General features: G+C 33.7%; 24 protein-coding genes. 7 read left to right on the top strand and 17 right to left on the bottom strand.

Going from position 1 to position 24,345, the window contains the following annotated elements; genetic code table 11:
- Positions 1-99: 99 nt before the first annotated feature.
- A complete protein-coding gene (locus SMGD1_RS08800; RefSeq protein WP_008336452.1) occupies positions 100-1,695 on the top strand; it encodes a DEAD/DEAH box helicase in 1,596 nt (531 codons plus the stop codon).
- Positions 1,696-1,742: 47 nt separating this feature from the next.
- Here the strand turns inward: SMGD1_RS08800 and SMGD1_RS08795 are convergent, their stop codons facing one another.
- Positions 1,743-2,552: an outer membrane beta-barrel protein gene (locus tag SMGD1_RS08795; protein ID WP_008335302.1), complete on the bottom strand. Its 810-nt coding sequence runs from the start codon at positions 2,550-2,552 to the stop codon at positions 1,743-1,745.
- A gap of 77 nt (positions 2,553-2,629) precedes the next feature.
- Between SMGD1_RS08795 and SMGD1_RS08790 the strand changes: the two genes are divergently transcribed.
- Positions 2,630-2,998 (top strand): HIT domain-containing protein, encoded by a 369-nt coding sequence (locus tag SMGD1_RS08790; protein ID WP_008336984.1) that lies wholly within the window; start codon positions 2,630-2,632, stop codon positions 2,996-2,998.
- Between the two features lie 20 nt (positions 2,999-3,018).
- Here the strand turns inward: SMGD1_RS08790 and SMGD1_RS08785 are convergent, their stop codons facing one another.
- The 7 genes from SMGD1_RS08785 to metK form a co-directional block, all read right to left on the bottom strand.
- Positions 3,019-4,020: a beta-ketoacyl-ACP synthase III gene (locus SMGD1_RS08785; protein WP_008335542.1), complete on the bottom strand. Its 1,002-nt coding sequence runs from the start codon at positions 4,018-4,020 to the stop codon at positions 3,019-3,021.
- The gene (gene plsX / locus SMGD1_RS08780) at positions 4,020-5,018 is read right to left on the bottom strand and encodes a phosphate acyltransferase PlsX (RefSeq protein WP_008336510.1); all 999 of its coding nucleotides are present in this window, start codon (positions 5,016-5,018) and stop codon (positions 4,020-4,022) included. Before plsX ends, SMGD1_RS08785 begins: the two co-directional genes overlap by 1 nt.
- Positions 5,019-5,021: 3 nt before the next feature.
- On the bottom strand, positions 5,022-5,171 hold the full coding sequence (rpmF, locus tag SMGD1_RS08775; RefSeq protein ID WP_008335740.1) for a 50S ribosomal protein L32: 150 nt from the start codon (positions 5,169-5,171) through the stop codon (positions 5,022-5,024).
- A gap of 21 nt (positions 5,172-5,192) precedes the next feature.
- On the bottom strand, positions 5,193-5,549 hold the full coding sequence (locus SMGD1_RS08770) for a DUF177 domain-containing protein (protein WP_008336164.1): 357 nt from the start codon (positions 5,547-5,549) through the stop codon (positions 5,193-5,195).
- A 7-nt stretch (positions 5,550-5,556) separates the two neighbouring features.
- Complete coding sequence (gene ndk / locus SMGD1_RS08765; protein WP_008335059.1) at positions 5,557-5,970, bottom strand: nucleoside-diphosphate kinase; 414 nt, start codon at positions 5,968-5,970, stop codon at positions 5,557-5,559.
- A 140-nt stretch (positions 5,971-6,110) separates the two neighbouring features.
- Positions 6,111-6,395 carry a 4Fe-4S dicluster domain-containing protein gene (locus tag SMGD1_RS08760; RefSeq protein WP_008336017.1) on the bottom strand — a complete coding sequence of 95 codons (285 nt, stop codon included), beginning with the start codon at positions 6,393-6,395 and terminating at the stop codon, positions 6,111-6,113.
- A 70-nt stretch (positions 6,396-6,465) separates the two neighbouring features.
- Positions 6,466-7,623, bottom strand: a complete 1,158-nt coding sequence (gene metK / locus SMGD1_RS08755) for a methionine adenosyltransferase (RefSeq protein ID WP_008336336.1) — start codon at positions 7,621-7,623, stop codon at positions 6,466-6,468.
- 208 nt (positions 7,624-7,831) lie between these two features.
- On the opposite strand from metK, the gene SMGD1_RS08750 reads away from it, so the two are divergent.
- The gene (locus SMGD1_RS08750; protein ID WP_008335788.1) at positions 7,832-8,428 is read left to right on the top strand and encodes a peroxiredoxin; all 597 of its coding nucleotides are present in this window, start codon (positions 7,832-7,834) and stop codon (positions 8,426-8,428) included.
- Between the two features lie 85 nt (positions 8,429-8,513).
- Entirely contained in the window at positions 8,514-8,957 is a 444-nt protein-coding gene (locus SMGD1_RS08745) for a hypothetical protein (RefSeq protein WP_008336803.1), read from the top strand.
- Between the two features lie 2 nt (positions 8,958-8,959).
- On the opposite strand, the gene SMGD1_RS08740 is transcribed toward SMGD1_RS08745, so the two are convergent.
- Positions 8,960-10,219 carry an ATP-dependent DNA helicase gene (locus SMGD1_RS08740; RefSeq protein WP_008334968.1) on the bottom strand — a complete coding sequence of 420 codons (1,260 nt, stop codon included), beginning with the start codon at positions 10,217-10,219 and terminating at the stop codon, positions 8,960-8,962.
- A gap of 33 nt (positions 10,220-10,252) precedes the next feature.
- Here SMGD1_RS08740 and SMGD1_RS08735 point away from each other — a divergent pair, with 33 nt between their 5' ends.
- A complete protein-coding gene (locus SMGD1_RS08735) occupies positions 10,253-11,500 on the top strand; it encodes a GGDEF domain-containing response regulator (protein ID WP_008335731.1) in 1,248 nt (415 codons plus the stop codon).
- Here the strand turns inward: SMGD1_RS08735 and SMGD1_RS08730 are convergent.
- The 3 genes from SMGD1_RS08730 to SMGD1_RS08720 are packed head-to-tail and all read right to left on the bottom strand — an operon-like array spanning position 11,497 to position 14,988.
- On the bottom strand, positions 11,497-12,627 hold the full coding sequence (locus tag SMGD1_RS08730; protein WP_008336150.1) for a vWA domain-containing protein: 1,131 nt from the start codon (positions 12,625-12,627) through the stop codon (positions 11,497-11,499). The genes SMGD1_RS08735 and SMGD1_RS08730 overlap by 4 nt on opposite strands.
- Positions 12,628-12,636: 9 nt before the next feature.
- Positions 12,637-13,632, bottom strand: a complete 996-nt coding sequence (locus SMGD1_RS08725; RefSeq protein WP_008341159.1) for an AAA family ATPase — start codon at positions 13,630-13,632, stop codon at positions 12,637-12,639.
- On the bottom strand, positions 13,633-14,988 hold the full coding sequence (locus tag SMGD1_RS08720; protein WP_008336181.1) for a hypothetical protein: 1,356 nt from the start codon (positions 14,986-14,988) through the stop codon (positions 13,633-13,635). It lies immediately after the preceding gene.
- 73 nt (positions 14,989-15,061) lie between these two features.
- Between SMGD1_RS08720 and nhaA the strand changes: the two genes are divergently transcribed.
- Positions 15,062-16,396, top strand: a complete 1,335-nt coding sequence (gene nhaA / locus SMGD1_RS08715; protein ID WP_008336755.1) for a Na+/H+ antiporter NhaA — start codon at positions 15,062-15,064, stop codon at positions 16,394-16,396.
- A gap of 60 nt (positions 16,397-16,456) precedes the next feature.
- A complete protein-coding gene (locus tag SMGD1_RS08710) occupies positions 16,457-17,566 on the top strand; it encodes a multiheme c-type cytochrome (protein ID WP_008336447.1) in 1,110 nt (369 codons plus the stop codon).
- Here SMGD1_RS08710 and SMGD1_RS08705 read toward each other — a convergent pair.
- Genes SMGD1_RS08705 through SMGD1_RS08685 form a run of 5 tightly spaced genes read right to left on the bottom strand, consistent with a single transcriptional unit; the run spans position 17,556 to position 24,280 of the window.
- A complete protein-coding gene (locus SMGD1_RS08705; RefSeq protein WP_008341158.1) occupies positions 17,556-18,440 on the bottom strand; it encodes a diguanylate cyclase in 885 nt (294 codons plus the stop codon). The genes SMGD1_RS08710 and SMGD1_RS08705 overlap by 11 nt on opposite strands.
- Positions 18,441-20,651 (bottom strand): ATP-binding protein, encoded by a 2,211-nt coding sequence (locus SMGD1_RS08700; RefSeq protein ID WP_008336635.1) that lies wholly within the window; start codon positions 20,649-20,651, stop codon positions 18,441-18,443.
- Complete coding sequence (locus SMGD1_RS08695) at positions 20,648-21,526, bottom strand: ABC transporter substrate-binding protein (RefSeq protein ID WP_008335746.1); 879 nt, start codon at positions 21,524-21,526, stop codon at positions 20,648-20,650. Before SMGD1_RS08695 ends, SMGD1_RS08700 begins: the two co-directional genes overlap by 4 nt.
- Positions 21,523-22,281, bottom strand: a complete 759-nt coding sequence (locus tag SMGD1_RS08690; RefSeq protein WP_008335244.1) for a hypothetical protein — start codon at positions 22,279-22,281, stop codon at positions 21,523-21,525. Before SMGD1_RS08690 ends, SMGD1_RS08695 begins: the two co-directional genes overlap by 4 nt.
- Before the next feature lie 10 nt (positions 22,282-22,291).
- Positions 22,292-24,280: a TonB-dependent receptor plug domain-containing protein gene (locus tag SMGD1_RS08685; protein WP_008336508.1), complete on the bottom strand. Its 1,989-nt coding sequence runs from the start codon at positions 24,278-24,280 to the stop codon at positions 22,292-22,294.
- Positions 24,281-24,345: the final 65 nt, after the last annotated feature.

Here is a 24,345-nt window from a genome sequence, read left to right as displayed (position 1 = left end):
CTTTGTTTTATTTGGATATAATTCGCGAAATACTTTAAGGGGAAGATATCCTTGCGTTTGGCAAGCTTGTATCATCTCCTTGACTATTAAAGGATTATGATGCAAGAAAATGCACAAACAGAAGAAAACACACCAGTTGAAGAAAATCTACTCACATTTGATGATTTAGGTTTAAGCCAAGATATACTTAGAAGCGTTAAACAAGCAGGTTTCGTTACTCCAAGCCCTATTCAAGCAGCAGCTATACCTCTTATACTTCAAGGTAGAGACATTGTAGGTCAGGCACATACAGGAACAGGTAAAACTGCAGCTTTTGGTCTTCCAGCACTAAACAACATCGATGTAAGAAATGGTGTAGAGATTTTAGTTATCACTCCAACTCGCGAGCTAGCTACTCAAGTAAGTGATGAGCTTTTCAAATATGGAAGAAACATTAACGCTAAAACTGTTACAGTTTATGGTGGTAGCTCATACAATAGACAGATTGACCTTATTGATCGTGGGGCAAGTGTCGTTGTTGCTACACCAGGTCGTCTTTTAGACATACTTAAAAAAGGTTTAGTTAAAAATTTCACACCAAGTATAGTTGTACTTGACGAAGCTGATGAGATGCTAGATATGGGATTTTTGGATGATATCAATGAAATTTTTTCATACCTTCCAACAAAACGTCAAACACTTCTTTTCTCAGCAACAATGCCTAAGCCAATTAAACTCTTAGCTGAACGTATCTTAGATAATCCGGAATTTATCTCTATTACAAAAGGTGAAACTACAAATTCAGATATTGAACAACTTTACTATGTTATAGAAGAGTCTGAAAGAGATGATGCAATCATCCGTCTTATGGACTCTGAAGATACAAAAAAATCAGTTGTATTTTGTAGAACAAAAAGTGAAGTAGATAGATTATCAAATGTTTTATCTAACGCTGGTTACTTAGCTAACGGTCTTCATGGAGATATGGAGCAACGTCAACGTGAAACAGTAATTAAAGGTTTTAAAAGTAACTCTGTAAAAGTTCTTGTTGCGACTGACGTTGCTGCACGTGGTATACATGTTGATAATATATCTCATGTTTTCAACTACCATATTCCTTTTGATCCTGAGTCTTATGTTCACCGTATCGGTAGAACAGGTCGTGCTGGTACTAAAGGTAAAGCAATCACACTTTTAACTCCACTAGAGTTTAAAGAACTTCAACGTATTAAGCAAAAAGTTGGAACTTCAATGGGTCATGCTTACGTTCCAAGTAAAAATGACTTAAGAGAATCAACTGTTGAAGCATTAGTTAAAAAAGTTGAAGATCATAAAATCTATGATGAAGCTCATAAGGTTTTAGATAGATTACGTGAAGATATTGATGAAGAGCAAATGGCATATAAACTTATATCAATGCTACTAGACCAACAAGATATAAAAGGGCCAAATAATATTGGTATCCCTGCTGATAGAATTGAAGCTATTTTAGCTCGTGCTGCTCAAAGAGGTAGTAGTTCTAATGGTAGAGGTGGTTCTCGTGGAAGAAGTGGCGGCGGCGGTGGCTACCGTGGTAACAAACCTCGTTCAGGTGGTGGTGGAGACCGTAATCGTGATGGCGGTGGAAGTCGTGATGGTGCTCGTGATGGCGGTGGCTACCGTGGTAATCGTGATAAAAGCCGTTCATCTGGAAGCTCTACTAGACATAGAGACTAAGCTACTGAATTCATTTCTCACACCTGAGTGTGAGAAATGAAAACTATTTAATAAATATACGTAAAATACAGCATAGCACCGGATAAAGTGTTCTCTACCTCAAACTTTTTTGCTCCATCATCAGCTTCAATAATAATTTTATTTATGTTGTAACCAATACCGACACCAACATTTTCCATAAACCGATATTCAAAACCTAAAGCACTCGTAACTAGAGAACCTTTATAATCATCAAACTCTATAAATAAATAATCAGCTTTATAATTTACAAAAAGTTTCTTATCTATAATTGTATATTCACCCTTAAAACCAAAAACTGGTAATGGTAGAGTTGCTCCTCCAGATGAACTATATGCTTGACTAGACACGCCATCAATCGTACCTTGTGCAGCGATTCCTATATCTAAAGTAGTTATATGTAAACCAGCACTTACAAGAAGCTCTACTTTTTCATTATGATAAAAAGAATACCCATAGTTTAATTTATAGATATCCATATTAAAAAAACTATCTATTCTTGCACCTGCGGAAATGGTTTTGTTATCCCAAATAATATCTTCATTTATTGACTTGTAGCCATTACTTTTTACACTAAAATATGTAAAATCTATACTGTGAGAATCTGTAAAACGATAGTAACCATCTAAACGAAAGACATTAGTATCGGTTTTCATATCTAACTGATCTTTAGTATTAATTCTAAGAGCTAATGGAATATTTTTTGGACTTAATTGCATATCTGTTTCAAAATCTGTAACGAACATAGTTCCAATATTTATTTTCCACTTATCTTTTACATCTGCTGATAAACTTACCCCTAAAAGAAGTAGAAGTAATAACAAATTGATTTTATTCATTAATTTTCCTTGTAAGATATTAGAATATAGTACACTTATCTTACTTATGATATTATATATTTACAAAAGGACTTTAAATGCATATGCTTATTTATGAAGATAATGAAATATATATAGAAAAACATGATAGTGAAATTCCTTGGTTAAAAATATTTACAAAGGAACCCTATAGAGAGTTGGGTGATGTACCAAAAGGTTTAAGAACTAGACTTTGGGATATATATGATATTTTAGAGTATGAGATGAAACACTATTACAATCCTACAAAAATAAACATGGCTTCATTCGCAAATATGCTTCCAAGAGTTCATATACATGTTATGGCTAGATTTAAAGAAGATTCTCACTTTCCAAACCCAATGTGGGGAGAAAAATTAAGAGATGGTAATTTGGAGTTACCGCCAGCAAAAGAGTTTTACAAAAGAGTATTTAACGCTCTTCAGTAAAATTATTTATTTCATTATGTCTATTTTTCTAAAGGGGAAAAAGGTACTAGTGCGCTACCCCAAGTTAGTCCACCGCCAAAAGCGTCTAAAAGCATTAATTCACCACTTTTAAGTCTGCCTTGCTCGTAGATATCATTTATAGCCATAGGAATAGAGGCTCCAGAAGTGTTACCATATTTAGCAACAGTTAAAACAACCTGCTCATCTTTTAATTTGAGGGCATCACCAACCGCTTTAATAATACGGTAGTTTGCTTGATGTGGTACAAAATGTTTTATTGCATCACTCTCAATATTATTTTCTTTTAAAATCTCAACTACATCTTTAGTAAGTGTACGAACAGCAACTTTAAAAGTTTCATTCCCTTTCATCTGCATAAAGCAGCTTGAAGCCTCTTGGTCTAGTGAATCATGAATTGAACCACTTCCACCATTTGGAGTCATTAGCAGGTCTGCATATTCACCATCTGCACCAGTATGCACATCTATGATAGCTTCATCTTTATTATCAGTTGCACTAATTATTGCTGCACCTGCACCATCGCCAAAAAGGATACAAGTCCCTCTATCGCTGTAGTCAGTTATTGCAGATAATTTTTCAGCACCAATAATAAGAACATTTTTTTTCATTCCTGATTCAATAAATGCTTTGGCGATAGATAGAATGTAAACAAAACCTGTACATGCTGCAGAAATATCAAATGCAGTAACATTTCTAAGTCCAAGCTTATTTGAAATAATTGTAGCAGTTGATGGCATACAGAAATAATCTGGAGAAATAGTAGCACATACTACCATATCAATATCTTCTTTATTTATACCACTTCTTTGGATTGCTTTTTTTGCAGCTTCAACGCCCATATCACTAGTAGTTTCATTTTTTGCTGCTATACGACGCTCTTTAATACCTGTTCTTTTAGTAATCCACTCATCAGTAGTATCAACCATTTTAGAAAGGTCTTCATTAGTCAAGATATCAGCTGGAGCATAAGCACCAATTGAACGAAATGCAGCATAAGCCATTAAACTTCCTTACTTTTCAACTCTTCAAGTCTTGTAACGATATGCTCATTAACTCCAGTGTCCACATAATTGATAGCTTGGTATATTGCATTCTCAATTGCTTTAGAATTACTTTTTCCATGACTAACAATTACACAACCCTTGATTCCGATAAGCGGAGCACCGCCTATTTCAGCATAATCAATTTGCTTTTTAAGAAGTTTAAATACTTTTCTCATCAAAAGTGCACCAGTAATTGCAATTGGAGATTTTCTTATATAATCTTTTATTAGCAGGCTTATTGTAGATGCTACACCTTCACTAGCTTTAAGCACAAGGTTTCCTACAAATCCATCACATGTTATAACATCGCAAGAACCATTAAAGATATCACTACCTTCAACATTCCCTTTGAATCCTGGATATCCGCTAAGGATTTTAAATGCTTCTTTTGTAATTTCATTACCTTTAGAAGCTTCTTCACCATTTGCAAGAATACCGATGCTAGGATTTTGTATTTTTAACAAATCTTCTGCGTAACATCCGCCCATAACTGCAAACTCTGCAATATGCACAGCTTTTGAATCAACATTTGCACCAGCGTCCAATAGGATTGAACGACGACCTGATCTTGTTGGCATAAGAGTAGCAAGTGCTGGACGTGAAACACCTTTTAGACGACCAAGTCTAAGTGTTGCTAATGTCATAGTCGCACCACTGTGTCCAGCAGAAACTACACCATGAGCTTCACCATTTTTTACTAACTCAATAGCTTTATAGATAGTGCTCTCTTTTCGCTTTACTGCATCAGTAGCAGCATCGCTCATAGAAATAACATCATCCGCTTCAACTATTAAAATTTTAGCTCTATAACGTTTCGGTAACAGAGCTAAAATTTCATCTTTATTACCTACAAGTATAGGCATAAAAAGTTTTTTCTTAAGTGCTTGAATACAGCCTTTTACAATTGGTTCGGGACCGAAGTCCCCTCCCATTGCATCAATAGCAATTTTTACCATTGATTACTTATACTCACCAGTAGTTGGGTTGATGTGGTGTGGTAGTTTGTATGTTCCGTCTTTATCTTTAACTGGTTTAGCCAAAGTTATTTTATAGTGAGTTCTTCTTTTCGCTGAACGTGAATGAGATACTCTTCTTTTAGGTACTGCCATAATCTATATCCTTTCGTTATTTTATTTTATTTTACAATTTTCGCAACTGTGATAGTCACTTTTTATAAGCTCAATCTCAGAGTTTAATAGCTCATCTAAATCAGCTACCGAATTAAAAGACTCAACAACATCGATTTCTCTGCTGTTATCACCTTCATAAATACCATCAGAAATAAAAATTTCTATCTCTTCATTTACCGGTAGTTTAAGTTCTTCGCCACATTGACTACACTCTGTAAGAGCTACGCCATCTAGATTTGCTTTTAGCAAAATTAATTTGCCAGAATCATACTGTAAATAACCTTTAAAAGTTATTTCGTCTGATTTAACTTCAAAATCTACTGGCGTTTTGCCTACTTTCCTAAGAGTAACTTTCATAGTTTACTTATGAAATTTCTCTTTCTGAGAAAAAGAATGCAATTTCGATAGCAGCATTTTCAACAGAATCACTTCCATGAACTGCATTAGCATCAATATTTTCAGCGAAGTCTGCACGAATTGTACCAGCTTCAGCTTCTTTAGGGTTAGTAGCGCCCATTAAATCACGGTTAATTTGCATAGCATTTTCACCTTCTAAAACCGTAACAACAACTGGTCCGCTGATCATGAAATCAACTAGGTCATTGAAAAAAGGTCTCTCTGAGTGAACAGCATAAAATGCTTCAGCATCTCCACGAGAAAGTTGGATCTTTCTAGTTGCTGCAATTTTTAGGCCATTGCTCTCAAAACGATCTAAAATTTTGCCAATTACGCCCTTAGCTACGGCATCTGGTTTTATTATTGATAGTGTACGTTCCATTAAATCTCCTGTATAAGTTTAAAATTAGGGTGGGATTGTATCCAAAAAATTATGTGTTTAAGTTTAAATTTAAATATTTTTAAATGAAAGAGGGATCATAAAGCGCTAAAGTGGCACTTTATGATTAAAAGAAAAGAGAATTAGTCTACGATATTCTCATGGTTTGAGCGTTGCTCATCTGTAATATCTTCACGATGCGCTGGACTTTCGCCGATAGCATCCCAAGTAATACAGCCTTCAGTAGGACATGCAGTAGCACAAGCTGGTTCATCGTGATGACCAACACATTCTACACATTTATCACCATAAACATAATAAATTTCTTCATCTTGTGGATTATCATCCTCGTCTACGATTGCTTCTACTGGACATTCATCGATACATGCACCACAATTGATACAAGTGTCATTAATAATTACTGCCATAAAATTCTCCTAAAATTAATTTTCGAGATAAGTTTATCACAAGATTTTTAAAGATAGCTAAAATATATCGTTAAATATCCAAATACTGTTTAATCTCATCTACTCTGTTCGTTTGCTCCCACGTGAAGCCCTCTTCTTCTCTTCCAAAGTGTCCATATGTAGCTGTTTTTCTATATATTGGTTTTAAAAGGTCAAGTGATTTAATAATTCCCTTTGGAGAAAGATCAAAAAGCTCTTTTACACACTTCTCAATCTTCTCTTCATCTACCTTGCCAGTTGAATGTGTATCTACCAATATAGAGACAGGCTGAACTACACCTATGGCGTACGCAACTTGGATAGTAACTCTGTCACAAGCCCCTGCAGCAACCAGATTTTTTGCAACCCATCTAGCAGCATAAGCAGCACTTCTATCAACTTTAGTAGGATCCTTTCCACTAAAAGCACCGCCGCCATGAGGACAACTGCCGCCATATGTATCTACTATAATCTTTCTACCGGTTAGACCTGCATCACCCTGAGGGCCACCTATTACAAATTTTCCAGTTGGATTGATATGAAAAATAGTGTTTTCATTTATCATATCTGCTGGAATAACGTGTTTAATGACTTCACTAATCATATCTTGGCGAATTTGCTCTTGAGAAACATCTGGAGCATGTTGAGTTGAAATTACTACTGTTTCAATAGAAACAGGTTTATCTCCAACATATTTAACACTGATTTGTGCTTTTCCATCTGGACGAAGATAAGGAACAATTCCTTCTTTGCGCACCAGAGCTAATCGCTGCGTTAATCTATGTGCTAAATAAATAGGAAGAGGCATTAGAACATCCGTCTCACGACAAGCATATCCAAACATTAAACCTTGGTCACCTGCACCTATTTCACCATCCTCTTGATCAACACCTTGGTTGATGTCCGGAGATTGCTCACCTATTCCATTTAAAACAGCTGCAGCACGGTAATCAAAACCATAAGTTGCATCTGTGTAACCAATCTCTTGGATAACTTTTCTAGCTATCTCTTGCATCGGGGCATAAGCCGTTGTTTTCAGTTCGCCTGCAATTACACAAAAACCATTTGATACTAATGTCTCACACGCTACGCGTGCATTAGGATCATGCTCAATAATATAATCCAGAATTGCATCACTGATTTGATCTGCCATCTTATCAGGGTGCCCTTCTGTTACAGACTCTGAAGTAAATATATACTCTTTCGTCATCGATTTTTCCTTATTGAAGTATAGAGTCGGGCTCCATAAATCGAACGAAGTATATCAAAGTATGTTTAATTTTCAATTATCAGAAGTCAACAAATATAAAAGATAAAAATTATCCTTAAATAATTTTATTACTTCTTTTCATCTAAGATTTGTTAATGTTTTTGTGTTAAAATTTCACCAACAAAATAACAAACTCAAGGATATTTACATGTTAGTAACAAACCCAGCTCCAGATTTTACAGCAACTACAGTTTTAGCAGATGGCTCAATCGATGAGAACTTCAAATTATCAGAAAACTTTGGTGAGAAAGGTACTGTTCTTTTCTTCTATCCATTAGACTTTACATTTGTATGTCCATCGGAAATAATCGCTTTCTCTCATAGAATCGAAGATTTCAAAAGCCGTGGTGTAAATGTTATCGGTGTATCTGTTGATAGCCAATTTTCACACTTTGCTTGGAGAGAAACTCCAGTTAACAATGGTGGTATCGGTAGAATTAAATATCCTCTAGTAGCTGACCTTACAAAACAAATCTCTAAAGATTACGATGTACTTTTCGGTGAAGCAGTAGCACTTCGTGGTTCATTCCTAATTGATGGTAAAGGTATTGTACGTCACGCAGTAATCAATGACTTACCACTTGGTCGTAACATTGATGAGATGATTCGTATGGTAGATGCAATGCAATTTACTGATGAGCATGGTGAAGTATGTGCTGCTGGTTGGCAAAAAGGTGACGAAGGGATGAAAGCATCTACTGAAGGTGTTGCTGAGTATCTTGCTAAGCACGAAGACGATCTATAATCAAAACTTAAAATAGCAACGCATCTTCTGCGTTGTTAATTCCTCACACACTACTTTTTACCATCTTTTTGCTAATATATTAACTATGAAAAGAAAAGAAAATTCTGATGAAACTAGAGCGAAGCAGTACTTACAGACTCTGCCCCATACAAAGATAGAGTATGAGCCACTTGGAAATGTTACTCCTGACTTTTTGATTGATGGAAAAGTAGCTGTTGAAGTAAGAAGACTAAATAGAAACTATAAAAGCAAAAGCAATGGTAACTTAGTAAGCATAGATTCTCCTTTGGTTGATAATATAGATGAACTACATAAAAATATTCAACTTCTTATAGATGAAAAAAATGAAAAGATTGATAAAAACTTTCCGGTTTATAGTCAGTGGTGGTTAATTTTAGTGGATTATATTACTAATGGAATGGATACTCAAGCTTTTGAAAAAGTAAAAAAAATACCGTTTAAAAAACATAAATTTACTAAAGTAATTATTCTATCTCATGATGGTAATTTTAGAGCATTTAAACTCTAATACTAAGAATCTTTTACAAATCCCAAAGCTTTATTATTTACAAAAACAATTTGGTGCCACTGACAAGCAGGTGCTATAAGATTCAGTCTTTTAGGATTTGAACTTCTTGAAAGTGCTACATAAAACTGAGACGGTGCAAATATCTCGTTTGTCTCTATAATCAAATCTTCAATAGACATTCCCTGTGATTTATGAATAGTTATCGCAAAAGCTAATTTTATAGGAAACTGATAAACACTCAATTGAGCCTCTTCTACCATCTCTTTTTTTCCATTTATACTTTTTTCACTCCATTTAGCTTTACTCTGTGCAACTGCTTCGAGTTTTACCACTTTGGCATCTGACTTACGCACATAAACAAAACTTGTATCAACATTTTCAACAACTCCACGTTCCCCATTAAAATAGTTCCAAGAATTTCTAGTAAAAAGAACCGGTGCTCCAATTTTTAGTTCAAGTTCTTTATCTATACGAGAATCATTCATAAAACGCTCAATCTCTGCATCTGCTACACTTTTAGCGTGTTTTATTATTTGCGCTTCTTTTACAAAGACTTCACTATCTATGTAAGCTAACTGTCTTTTATTGTGAAGAGATGCTGAGTGATTTTTACCAAAAAGAAAAGTAAACTCACTCAAATCCTCTGGAAGTGGTTTTATATATTCGTTCAAATGATTATGAACGTCTTCATCTATAAAACCATCTCTTACGCTTCCCAAAAGTTCTATAAACTTTTTATCGTCTGTTCTATATATATGTGTAAGCTCTATCTTATAGAAATTAAACTCAGCCCACGCAGCTGATTCAAAGGCGAATTTAACCTCTGCACTTCCTCTTACAACAGGTGGAAGCTGTAAAAAATCTCCTACAACAAGAACTGTACCGCAAAATTCAGCTTGTTCAAGTCTAAGTTGTATCATTTCTAAAAGTGTATCGCTAACCATAGAAATCTCATCTATGACTATTAAGTGCATACTCGATATAAGGTTCTTTATCTTCTTTTTTATCTCTAATCTACCGCTTATCTCTAACTCTTTTATGTCAGATGCGATGCCAAGGTCTAAAAAGCTGTGTAGAGTTTGTCCATCTATAAGTGTGGCTGCCATACCTGTAGATGCAAGCTTTGCCACTTTTTTGGCTTCACTCTCAAAATACTCTATAACCTGTCTTGTTATTGTTGTTTTTCCGACACCTGCTCCACCTGTTAAAAAAATATTTTGTTTAGTTAGCAATTTTTGTGTGATTTCTTCTAGATAATTCATAAAGAAATTATACTAAAATAGTATAATAGCCGCATGAAAAGAATATTAATCGTCGAAGACAATAAGACACTCGCAAAAATTTTGGCTAAAAAAATAGAACTATCTTTAAAATATGAAGTAGATGTAGCTTACAAACTTTCAGAAGCAAAACTATTTTTAAAAAAGTATGAATATTTCATAACCTTACTCGATATCAATCTTCCAGATGCTCCAAATGGAGAGATTGTTGACTATGTGCTAAGCAAAGGCAATCATGCCATTGTATTAAGTGCAAACATCGACAAAGAGTTTAGAAAGAAGATGCTTCAAAAAAATATTATTGACTATGTAAACAAAGGTGGTGTTGATGATATTAACTACATTATTCAAACTATTCAAAGACTAGAAAAAAACCAAAAACATAAAGTTCTAGTTGTTGATGACTCCATGGTGTTTAGAAAAATGATGAAAGAGATGCTAGAGAATCTTTTTTACAATGTTATAACGGTTGCCCATGGTGAAGAAGCAGTTGGTATGCTGACAGCTCATTCTGATATATCTTTGGTTATAACCGATTACAATATGCCCGTTATGAATGGACTAGAACTTACCAATGAGATTCGAAAAGATTATAAAAAATCTGAATTATGTATCATCGCAATATCCTCAAACAACGATGAAGAGGTAAATGCTCTGTTTTTAAAACATGGTGCAAATGACTACATCAAAAAACCTTTTTCAAAAGAAGAGTTTTCTTGTCGTATAAATAACTCAATTGAAGCACTAGAAAATATCCAATTTATTACAAACCATGCAAATAGAGATTTTTTAACAGGTCTCTATAACCGTCGCTACTTTTTCCAAAACATGCAAGAGTATATTGAAGATACAAAAGAAAGTGGTGAACAATTTGCTGTTTCAATGATAGATATTGACAACTTTAAACATATAAATGACACTTACGGTCATGATATTGGAGATAAAGTTATAACAAGCATCTCTGAGATACTCAGAACAAACACTAGCTACAGAGATATAGTCGCAAGATTTGGCGGTGAAGAATTCTGTGTAGTGCTTAAAAATATCAATAAATATAGCGCGTCAGATATACTTGAAAGACTTAGACAAGAAGTTGAAAAATTCAACTTTACGATAGATGCTAATAAAAGCATCAAGTTTACTATATCAATCGGTGTATCTATTCATGACGATGATGATACTCTTGAAGAAACAATCAACCAAGCCGATATGATGCTTCATGGTGCAAAACAAAATGGTAAAAATAGGATTGAGTTTAGTTAATCATCCAAAACTATAACTTCTCCAAAAGGAGTCTCTAAATCTTTTGGAGCTATCCATTTTACATCATACGATGGTGCATTTTTTGGGAAAGTACCATCCAAATCGCTAAAGTACAAAAGCAATTTTGTGTCTTCTAACTCATTTTTTATAAGTTCAAAAACGGGCCTAAAGTCAGTAGCACCACCACCTTCGACACTAGCTTCTAAAATATCTCCACTATAAAAAACTCTGTGTGAACGTATCTTGTCATCACAAACAATTAAGTTTATTTCATATGAAGGTATGGTATTCATAAGAAAGTTTAACTCACTCAAAAACTCACCGAGAAGCTCATCATCTACAGAGCCTGAACTATCAACTGCAACTACTAACTTAAATCTTTGAGAGACACTAGATGGCAGGTAAAATCCCAGATGCAAAAACTTTTTGTTTGGCGGCATCTGAGTATAATCATCTTTATGAAATCTTTCTAAAGCCACTCTAAGTTCGTCACGCCAATCAATCTTTGCATTTTGCTCAATTTTAAAAAATCTCTCCAGACTTCTCGGAAGCTCACCCCTTTTTTCCTCAGCTTCTAAAACTGCTTTTGCAAACTCTTCAAAGAGTTCCTCTGAAACCAAATCATCTTGCTGAACTTTTTCACTCTCTTGTTGATTGTCCTGTGAATCATTTTTATCTTTTTGAACATCATCTACATCATCCGATTCATACTCTAACTCATCACGTAAAATATCATCTTTTAGCTCAGCATATATCTCTTCTGCATAAAGCCCATGAAATCTTTTAGAGTAATGTGCCTGATATGGTCTTTCCATCCCATTTTCTACAAGCATATCATTTACGGCATAGTCTGTTGAGAGTTGCCACAACCAACCGCTTCGTCCATTTTTACGTGACTCATGAGCTAGAGATGCATGCATCGCACCATTGGCGAAGACAAACTCCATCTCATTTATAGTTATCTCGTTAAAAAAGTCACTGCTGTACTCAAGTGTCGTACCGTTACTTTTAAAAGCTTGGATATCGTCATTTTTTATGAGTTGAAGTTTTGAAGCGATAGTTCCAAATAGTGGATACTCAACTAGTAGTTTTGCTTTTGCACGGGAGATTTTTTGCTGAAGTTGCATCTATCAGTACTACGCCAAAAGATAAGCAAACTTCTTTACCCACTCTTTAAAAACATCAGAGTGTTCCATCTTTACGCCATTTCTTTGCAGGTCTTGTACACACATAACAGCGAATTCACTTTTTAACTCTAGAGTATATTTTAGTATGTTATCCAGCATCTCATCATTTGGCTCTTTTAGATAAGCACTAACGAGAGCTATACTTAGTGCGTAAAGCACATCAACTTCTTCGCTATACTCACCTTCTCCAGATGCCAAGATAGCCTGAATATCAGGAAGCCTGTTCATAACCTTAGTAAAACTCAAAAAGCCAACAGCCACTTCTCTAGAAATTGCACCGCTTATAGCATCAAGGAGTAACTCTTTAGAAATATTGCTTTTTAAGATGCTATCTACATATTCCCAACTTCTAGGAGTAGCAAAGCTTTTTACATCACTCTTTGCATCAAAGGTAAAGAGATGTTCATTTATATAAGAGATGTAAGAGATTATTCTATCATCTATCCCTTTTTTATAAGCCCAATATTTCCAGTCATCAACATTAACTTCCATCTCAAAGTGAACAAATCTATTAGCAAGAGGAGAAGGCATTCTATATGTAACACCTCTATCACTCTCACGATTTCCGGCAGCCACTATTGCCCAGCCATCTGGGAGTTCATACTCACCTACTCTTCTGTCCAAAATCAACTGATATGCAGATGCTTGAACACTTGGGGCAGCAGTGTTTAACTCATCTAAAAATAGAATTCCTTCACCGCTTTTAGGTAAAAAAGCAGGTGGTGCCCAAAGTGCAGTGTGTGACTCTTTATCATAAAAAGGTATGCCTTTTAAATCAGTTGGATCCATAAGAGCAAGTCTTAAATCAATAAAACCAACGCCGTTACTCTGAGCAATTTGCTTAACAATTGATGATTTACCGATGCCAGGAGCGCCCCATAAAAAAGCTGGAACTTTTTGCTCTACTAATGCGGTTAGTGTACTTATTAATCTAGAAGCTTTCATCTATACTTCCCACCCTATATTTTCACTCATTATGTGCTTACCAAAATTTGGATTCTCTTTTACTATTCTTTCAAAACGTGAGTCAAGTTGAAGTTGATAGAGAGTCTCTATTGGTGTGCTTGGGTTTTTTGCTAATGATTTGAGAACTTTTGCATCCTCACTTTCAGCCAGTAGTTCTAAAATATGCTTCGGAGTATTCTCATTATTTGCAAGAGAAAAGTGGTTTAAAACACTGTTATAAGCTTCCACTAAACTCTCTTGTGGTGTGGCATTATTTTCATAAAGAGCAAGGTTAAGTTCAGCATAATCCTCACCTAGTAAATCAACTACTACTTTTTTATCTATATTTTCATTTGTTGCAAGCGACATCATTACTTCTTGAGTGCTATTAGCAACTAACTTCTTTTGCATCTCAACTGATATAAACTCATTTTTAGCAACTTCATTTGGATGATTTTTAAAAAATATTTCAAACAGTTCATTATTTAAACGAAGATTTTTAGCCATATTCTTTGCAAGCGGATTGTTAAAAAGTAGCTTTTTTACTATTGATTTTGACAAATTAGGGTTATATGAGAGTGCTTTTAGTACATCATCTTCTTCACTCTCAACAAGTTTTAGTTGCATCTCTTCATCGCAATCTTCTCTCATAGCTATAAGCGTTTTAATATAAGAGTTTGCATTTTTTATTAACATATTTAGAATATTTTTTGGTGTTGCGTAGTTTGTTGCAATCGCTGATATAATTTTGTTGTTTGCTATATTTGTATCTTGAAGCATAGTCTGTTGTATTGGTTCTAAGTACGCAATCGCTTCTAAAACTTTTTCATTATCTGATTGAGTTGATAGGTGCATAATTCCCAGTGCTGCATATTGAACATTATGATTTCTTTCTATATTTTGATAGAACCTTACTATTAAAGCGGCACTTATATCTCTGTTATCATCATTATCAAAAAAGTTATCACCACCCCATTTGTACATCTTTAAAAGTCGCAGGTAGAGGTCATCGTTAATCATAGAGTTTGTTAAAAAATCTTTTAGTCTATCTTTATCGTGAGATAGTTTTAGACTCATCATAAGAGTATCTGCATCTATGTACTTTGCCAACTCTTTTTCAAGAACATCAATATCAACAAAAGTAGCATCAATTTTCTCTTCATATAACTTATCGCTGTCATTTTGCTCATACGGAGTCATCATCTTGCCGTCTACGACTAAGACAACATCATCGTTATACTCTTTTGTAATATTAATTTTATGGTATTTTAGTTGTGCATTGAACTCATCAGCACTAAAAGCGCGGCTCTTTCCAAATAGAAGTATTGTTTTATTTTGTAGTTCATATAGATTCATAAGCAGATTATACACATTTTTTTTAAGTTTTCTCTTCTTAGATACAATAGGGCAATTAATTCAAGGAAATTTAATGAAGATATATGCTCCATGGGAAAAAACTTTTAATAAAATAGCTACCCCATTTGAACACTTTTTGCATGCCCAAACGACAACTGGTTTAATATTAATGGTTATGACTATTATTGCTCTTATACTAGCAAACACACCTCTAACTGAAGCATATGGACACTTTTTTCATGCTAAAATTGATTTTAATGTTGGTTCTTGGCAACTATCTCACACTATTCATCACTGGATAAACGATGGCTTAATGGCTATCTTTTTCTTCTTAATCGGTTTAGAGATAAAGCGGGAGATTTTAGTAGGTGAGCTCTCAAACATAAAAGTTGCTATTTTACCAATTTTGGCTGCTATTGGAGGTATGGTTCTACCTGCTCTAATATATCTTAGCATCAACAATGGCGGGGAAGGTTCAAATGGCTGGGGTATCCCTATGGCTACAGATATCGCCTTTGCTATTAGTGCTCTTGTCCTACTTGGGAAAAGAGTCTCTACTGCACTTGTTACATTTTTGGTTGCACTTGCTATAGTTGACGATTTAGGTGCTGTTGCTGTTATTGCTCTATTTTATACTGATGAAATACATTTATTACCACTTGCTTTAGCAGGTGCTTCTTTTTTATTTTTAGTTCTGTTTAACCGTTTTGGTATTCACATGATTTTACCTTATTTCATAGTTGGATTATTCATGTGGTTTTTCATGCTTGAATCTGGTGTACATGCTACTATTGCCGGTGTTATTGCTGCTATGGCTATACCTTCTAAACCAAAACAGACTCCCATTGATTTTACAGGTCATACCAAAAATCTACTCGATGAGTATGACAACTATCCCGTAGCTACAGACCATATGATGCATGAGAGACAAAAAGCAATACTTCAAAATGTAAAAGATAGAATAGATGCTGTTAGCTCTCCGGCTGCAAGACTAGAACATGATTTGCATCTTCCAGTGAGTTTAATTGTAATTCCACTTTTTGCACTTGCAAATGCCGGTATTTCTATAGATTTTTCCTCTATAGGACAAACTATAGTAGAGCCAGTATCTCTAGGTATAATCGCCGGACTTGTAGTTGGTAAAGTTCTTGGTATAGCTGGTATAGCATGGCTGGCTATTAAACTTGGTATTGCACAACTTCCACAGGGCAGTACAATGAGCCAAATTTTTGGTGTTGCATTTTTGGGTGGTATTGGTTTTACAATGTCTATATTTGTAGCTGATTTGGCATTTTTAGGCAATGATGATCTAATCTTTCAAGCAAAAGTAGGAATCCTCTCAGCTTCACTTTTTGCTGGTTTATTTGGTTTCTTTTGGCTTAAGTATATAGCTAAAAAAGGCGAGTAATATTTGCCTAAGTTATTTTAGTTATTATTTCATATAATCTTAATATTTAAAAGGACTAACATGAAGTTCATTTTTTTACTTCTACTTTTTTTAATCTCTGTAATTGCTAACGATGCAGTACACACTTACGCTAAAAGCGAAGAGTGTAAAGCCTGTCATACTCAAATATACAAAGAGTATTACGGCTCTATGCATGCAAATGCCACTCCTCAAAAAGATCCGATTCATAAAGCTGTTTGGGACAGACATCCTAAAAACCTAAAGTTTGAGCAATACTCATGCGGAAAGTGCCACACTCCAGCTGCTGATGACTTAGACAAGATGCTGACAAAAGGTCAAAAAGCTCTTCCAGATGCTACAAATGAAACTCATCAAGAAGCCATCAGCTGTGCTTATTGTCACCGAATAAAGAGCATAGAACTTCATAAAATAAGTAACACAAATATAATGACAAATACTGAAAAGAACTACTTTGGAACTATGCTTGAACATATTGAATCGCCATTTCACGGCATCGTTTCAGATGGTAATGAGCATATGAAAAACGGTAATGTTTGCATCGGATGTCACTCTCACAAGATGAATAAACATGGCCTTAATGTATGTTCTACAAATATTGACAATGAGTTAAATGCTGCTAACTGTGTTAGTTGTCATATGCCTAAAGTAGATGGAAGCGTATCTCTTTTACATGAGACAAAAAAACATGCTTTTCACGGTTTTGCAGGTGCTCACTTTCACTCAGAGATGCTAACAAAATATGTTGATATCTCAATTCTTAGAGAGATAAACAGCTTTAAGATAAATATAGACAACCAAACTTCTCACGCTCTACTGCTTCACCCGCTAAGAGTAGCTGTTTTAAAAGTAAGTGTTACAAGAGATGCAAATGTAACACAACTAAAAAATGAAACTTTTGTAAGAGTCATAGGAGCAGATGGAAAACCTGCGATGCCATGGGCTGCAAAAACAGACATCAAAAATACTATGATTAAAGCAAATGAAAAAAGAGTTGTAAAGTATGATTTTAAAATACTTAAAGGCGATAAAGTAGATGTAGTTCTTGGCTGGTTTTTAGTAAATCCTAAAGCGGTTAAAAAACTTGGACTTGAAAATGAAAAAGTTGCTACAGAGTTCAATATCTTTAAAAAACAGAGTTTTAACTTCTAAAGACAACCCTGTTTCTTCCCTTTCCTTTTGCTTCATAAAGAGCAGCATCCGCTCCTTTTAGAAGCAAATCTAAGCTGCATATAGCTTCCCCCGCTTTTGCTATACCATTACTGATAGTAAACTTGATAACATCTCCGTTACTTGTTGAGACTTCTAATTTTTCTACACTTTGTCTGATAAATTCATTTTTTTCAATAATCTCTTCTTTTGAGTCACAGTGACAAATAATTGCAAATTCTTCTCCACCTATTCTTGCAAATAAATCTTCTTTCGAAATAGATTCATTAATGCTTGTTGCGACAGCTTTTATAACCTCATCACCAACTGGGTGTCCGTATGTATCGTTTATTTTTTTAAACTTATCTATGTCAATCATTACAGCATATAGATCTTCTTTTGAATTCTTAAAGATTATCTCTGCTAATTCAAAAAATTTTCTTCTGTTATATACTTTTGTAAGGTAGTCATATGAAGCGATAAAATTCAGATCACTCAAAAGATTTTTCAGTTTTATCTGAGTCTTTACACGAGCTGTTAATTCACGCGGTTTAAAAGGTTTAGTTACATAGTCTATGCCACCAACTTCATAAGCCCTTTCTATAGAATCTTCATCCGTATTTGCTGTTATAAAAATAACGGGTATATCTTTTGTATGCTCTATACTTTTAAGTCTTTTGCATACTTCGTATCCATCCATACCAGGCATCATAATATCAAGCAAAATTAAGTCAGGTTTATCTTCATAAGCTATCTCTAAAGCACTCTCTCCATCTATGGCTACTACAATATCATATGCGCTTAAGAGCTCTAGTAAAATGTCGATATTTGTCTCTGTATCATCTACTATCAATATTGTATGTTTTGTTTGTGGCATCTATCTGTCTTTCAATACTTCTAGAGCATCTTTAAATTTATATCTTTTAACCAACTTATCTAGAGTATCAAATAACTTTTGATCCTGTGAACTTAATTTAGACTCTCGAAGTTCATTACTAGCCAATTCACAATTCTTTGGCCTCTTAGTTTTCACTGCCTCTTTTAATTCTGAGAAGAGTTCATCTATTCTAGCATCTGAAATCTCTTTTTTATCTTCGGCTAATTGTAAGTCAGGATTTAATGGTATATATTTCAATAGAATTGCATAAAGCTTTTCAATATCTATCGGTTTACTTATATGCTCATTTATTAAAACTGTCTCACTCTTTTTAGAGTCTTCTTTCATTGCATTTGCAGTTAAAGCAATAATTGGTATCTCTTTATTTTTTTCTCTAATGACTTTAGTAGCTTCATAGCCATTCATTACCGGCATCTGTAAGTCCATCAAAATAAGTTCATACTTATCCGGGTCTTGATTATATTTCTCTATTGCTTCTTTTCCGTTATTCGCAATATCTATATTGATTCCACTATGCTGTAAAATCCCTAAAACAATTTCCTGATTCATAGCATTATCCTCAACAAGTAAAATGCTACTTCCTGCTAAAGTCTTTACATCTATACTTAATGGATATTTCATTAGCTCTTTTTTATCACTAAATAAGTCACTCTCTTTCTCTTCCAAGTCTATCTCAAAGATAAACTTGCTTCCTATATTTTCTTTACTTTCTACCCAGATTTTACCGCCTAGCAGTTCAACTAACTGCTTAGAAATACTTAATCCTAGCCCTGTTCCACCATATTTTCTTGTGATGCTTCCATCTGCTTGTGAAAATGATTTGAATAGTTTAGATTGTTTTTCTTGGCTCAAACCAATTCCGGTATCACTTACTTCAAATCTAAATCTATCTTTAGATATTTTTTTTAGAGAGATAGACACCTCTCCAGAATCTGTAAACTTTACTGCATTACCTAAGAGATTAATCAGTATTTGCCTAAGTCTAAGACTATCTCCATAAAAATATTTGGATATATTTTTATCATAATTCACAGTTAACTTTAGATTTTTCTCATCAGCCTTCAACTCTACTACATGGATAACATTTTCAATAACTTCAGACATGTTGAAGTCTGCTTTTTCTATTGATAATTTTCCAGCTTCTATTTTACTAAAGTCCAAGATATCGTTGATTACTCCAAGAAGAGATTTTGCGCTGTTGTCTATCTTTTGTATGTAGTTTCTCTGTTTATCATTCAGATCTGTTTCTAGTGCCAAATGAGTCATACCCAGTATTCCATTCATAGGTGTTCTTATTTCATGGGACATATTTGCTAAAAATTCCGACTTTATTTTTGTTGCGTCTTCTGCTTTCTTTTTTTCTATCTCTAACTCTTTAGTTCTTATTTGTATCTTCTGTTCAAGATTCTCGCTAAACCCTTTTAGTTCTTTGTAAGATTTATCCAGTTTGATGCTCATATCTTTAAAAGTACTTGCTAAGAGACCAATCTCATCATTACTGTCTATAGCAGCTAACTCCTCACTTATATCAAGATTTCCACCAGCCATCTCTTTAGCAGTCTTTGTAAGTAGTAAAATTGGTGAAATGAATTTTTTTGCAAATAAATAGCTTAAAAGTATTAAAAACAGTGCTAATAGCATCGAGGTGTAAATAGCTTTAAGGATACTAATCTTAATCTTATTTTTTATATTCAGTTCTGTTTTATATATCTCTTTTTTTAGCTCTACTAGAGAGTATACTATATGCATTTCTCCCCATTTAGCACTCAAATATATAGGTATTGATACAACAAAAGAATTTCCATCATCTATCTCTTGTATATCCAAATATTCGACATTCATTTTTAGCAATATTTCTTTGTAACGACTATCTCCGGCAATAATAATCATTCTATTATTCAAATTAAATAACATTACACTATCTATATTTTCACTCATCAATAGCTTTTGAAATGAGATATCAATATTTGAAAAACTAAAAGAAGCTATGTCATTTTCTACTTCAGATTTTAAAGATTTAATAACAAGTTTTGCATTTGATTCTAGATTTCTTTTCATAAGAGATATTCTCTGATTTAATTCAGCATTTAAAATATCTTTTTGCTCATTTATTTGAATAATTGTAAATATAGAAACTACAAACAAAACAATTAGAAAAATGGCAAGCACAAACTTTTTAATCAGATTCACTCAATTACCTCAGTCGCAATAGCTGTAATGCTATCACTGTATTCTATTCCAAGCTCTAGCACTACTTTTTTGTTAAATAAAACTTTTGTTCCGGCCGGATATTGAATCTCTTTTATATCTTGTATTTTCGTTTCAGCATTTATCATAGCAGCTATCTGTCTTCCAATCGTTGGATTGTCTACTGAAGTTATTAAAGCAGCTCCATACTCAATAAAGAGCTCATGATAAGCAAAGACTGGTTTTTTATACTCTTTTGAGAGTTTAAACAGTTTTTTAACAATTTTATCATCACTCAGAAGGATTGGATCAGGCAGAATAATCATCGATTCTGTATGTTTAACAAGTTCATCAAAATTCTCATTTGAAACAGATTCTTTGTTTACTTTATAAGAAACTATCTCTATCCCTAGTTTTCTTGCGTTTTGAGCAAAATCTAGCATTACATCTTCTGTATATTTACTATATATAATTCCCACTGTCTTAATATTTCTAAAGATAGATTTAATAAGTATTAGATGCATCTCAGAGTGCAGCTCATGAGAAATACCATTTCTCTCATCGCTCATCTTTAATCTTTTCCAGTTCATAATTGAAGAGAAATATATTTTTTTCTCTGGTATATACTGATTTGCATATTGATAAGCTTTAGCACCTATCGCATAAACTATATCTGGATATTCATTATATAAATACTCTTTTATTTCAGCACTTTTCATCTGTGCTATGTCTATTATTTTAAATGGTCTGTTTATACTTTTAGAAAATCCTTCTTGGGCTTCTTTATATTTTTCAATTTTAGCATTTGAATTAATCACCAATATCTCTTGAGCTTCTATGAGCAGCATAAAACTTAATAATAAAAATAATAATCTCATTTCAGGCCCCCTAAATTTTCTAAGTCATTTGAACTCAGAACTACTAATTTATCCACACCTATCATCTTTAAAATGCTTTTTCCACTCTCAGTAAAGCCCATCTCTTGAAATACAGACACAAGTTCATTTTTTTGATTATCTATCTCACTGCAAGTTAAAAGCATTCTATATTTTGGCTCTGATTCATGATAAATTTGTAAACTTTTGGACAATAGCGGATTAATTTCTTTTAGTAGTTTAAAGCTGTCTTTAGACACAAGTGCAAATTGGCTCATCCCAAAACCTACGCTCATAAGAGCATCTATCTCTTTTGGAACAATTAAAATAGATAGTTTATTAGATTTATTATTTGCTAAAGTTATTAGTAACTCATTTGCATATTCATTATCGTAAGCAGATGCAACTACACCATTTAAAGAGATATTTTTTTGCCCAACAAGTATTTTGGTGTCTGTAAATGTATCTTTTTTTTGAGCTACCAACTTTGCTTCTAAGTTATACTCTTTTGCAATCTTTTTATAGTGCCAACTCGATAAAATAACGATTGAGTTTTTATCTTTTAAATATTTTTCAAAAGTCTTTTTATCGTTAAATGGCTGAAACTCATAATCTCCATGATCTCTCAAATAAGCGTCAAAACTTACCTTTAAAGATTTATAATTATTTATATTTGCCTCTGTAGTATAAAAATATACTTTTAGAGTATCCCCAAAAAGGATGTTAACAAATAATAAAATTAAAAATATCAGTTTCATTTTTTACATCCTAAAATTTATAACTAAGTTGAGCCATATAAGTTCTACCACCCAATGGATAATCGTATGGTGAGTAAGAGTCATAGCTTTTTTCATCAAATAGGTTGTATATTGAAAATTTCATCTCTAAATCTTTAAGCATTATATCTTTAGCCAAGAGTGTAGCATTACTTGTTATACTGCTCTGTACAGCTTCTCTTGTATCGGATGTACTTCTTGTTTGTTTGCCTATGAACTTAGCATCTGCGTAGAGGTTAAAGTGTCTATCTATCCTGTAATTCAGACCAAGATATGCTTCATGATTGGAGATATTTTCTAACTCGTCACCTGTAAGTTCATTCTCTGGTTTTTGGTATGTATAGTTAGCTAAAAGATAAGAGCCTCTTCTAAGATTGTACTTTGCTTCAAGCTCAGCACCTTTTGTGGTTACTTGCCCCTTGTTGGTGTATATAGTGTTTTCAAGAATTATGATATCTTTTATGTCAGTGTAAAACAGTGTTATAGATGCCTGTAGATCATCAATAGAGCTATTTTGAAAACTAAGTTCATGTGTTTTTACCATTTCTGGGTTTAAATTAGGATTGCCTTTAATTGACGGATTGTTTTTATTGTGTAACTCTGCAAAAGTCGGAGCCCTAAATGCTTCACCGTACATAAACTTAAAAATATTATCCTTATTAATAGCCCATGTAGCACCAACTCTTGGATTTAGAGTGCCTCCAAAGTCACTATAGTAATCATATCTAAGTCCAAAATTTATTCTTATATCTTTAGTAACATCATAAAGAAGTTCACTGTAAACTGCCGTAAAACTTCTATCAACTTCATCTGTAAAATTTGTACTTGGATTTGAAAAATCTTGTATACTGCCTACAGGAGCCCCTGTAACTGGATTCCAATTCATCTTTTGCCAAGGATTTTGAAGTTTTTGCTGTTCATACGACAAACCTGTAACTATCGTATATTTATTATATTTGAAAGTTAAAAGTGTCTCAGCACCTAACTTATTTGTTTCATACCCTACATAACCTAGCATTCCATTTGTAAATGCAGGGGCTGGAGATCCGGCTGGAAATACTCTCCATGTATTATCAACTTTAAAACTGTCATAGTATGCTCGAATATGTAAATCAAGATATTCATTTAGTCTGTTTTTATATCCAAGTTCTATAAAATAAGTTATCTTTTTTGAAATATCTTCATTATTTAGTGCATGTGCAACACCATATCTAGGTCCATCTTCTGTAGTATTAATATTTCCAGTAGCGTAAAATCCATTCTTATGAACCAAAGACAGATATCCATTAAAACTATCTAATGTTGGATTGCTGTATCCACTGTTGCCAACTGCATCACTCGCTATAAATCTTGCATCACCATCTGATTTTATATAGTTAAGATTTGCAGTTAACTCAAAATCATCATAAGTTTTTCCATAAGATAAATTTGCAACTTTTGTGTTGTCACTTCCATATTTAACAACAACTTTAGCACCGTCAATATCTTTGGCTTTTTTTGTAATTATATTTATGAGAGCTGTAAAAGCATTTTCACCATACAAAGCAGATGCAGGACCTTTAATAATCTCTACCCTTTTTATAAGCTCTATGGGAATATTTTTATACGCTCCTGTAGCTCCACCATTTAGAAGATCGACGTTTAAGGAGTGCCCATCTAGTAGTATTAACACTTTTTCTGAGAACCATGTTTCAATACCACGAACAGTTATTTTATCTACATAAATATTACTTTGTGACACACCCAAACCTGGAACACTTCTAAGTACATCAAATATATTATTAGCTCCCATATTTTCTATCATCTCTTGGGTAATGACAGTAACTGAAGCTGGTGTTTTTTTGATATTTTCTTTTACTTTGGAAGCTGAAGTAACAAATGTTTCTTCTTGCAGATAAGATATCTCTTCTTGCAAAGCATTTTGTAATGAACTAGCAAATATAAAACTAGGTAAAACCAGTAATAGTAACTTTTTTTTCATACACAACTTCCATATATTATTGGTTTTTATTATAACTTGTTGAAACTTAAAATGTTGATTAATAT

It is taken from the genome of Sulfurimonas gotlandica GD1, assembly GCF_000242915.1.
In the GTDB taxonomy this organism is placed as follows: Bacteria; Campylobacterota; Campylobacteria; order Campylobacterales; family Sulfurimonadaceae; genus Sulfurimonas; species Sulfurimonas gotlandica.
This window is presented reverse-complemented; position numbering and strand designations above follow the sequence as displayed.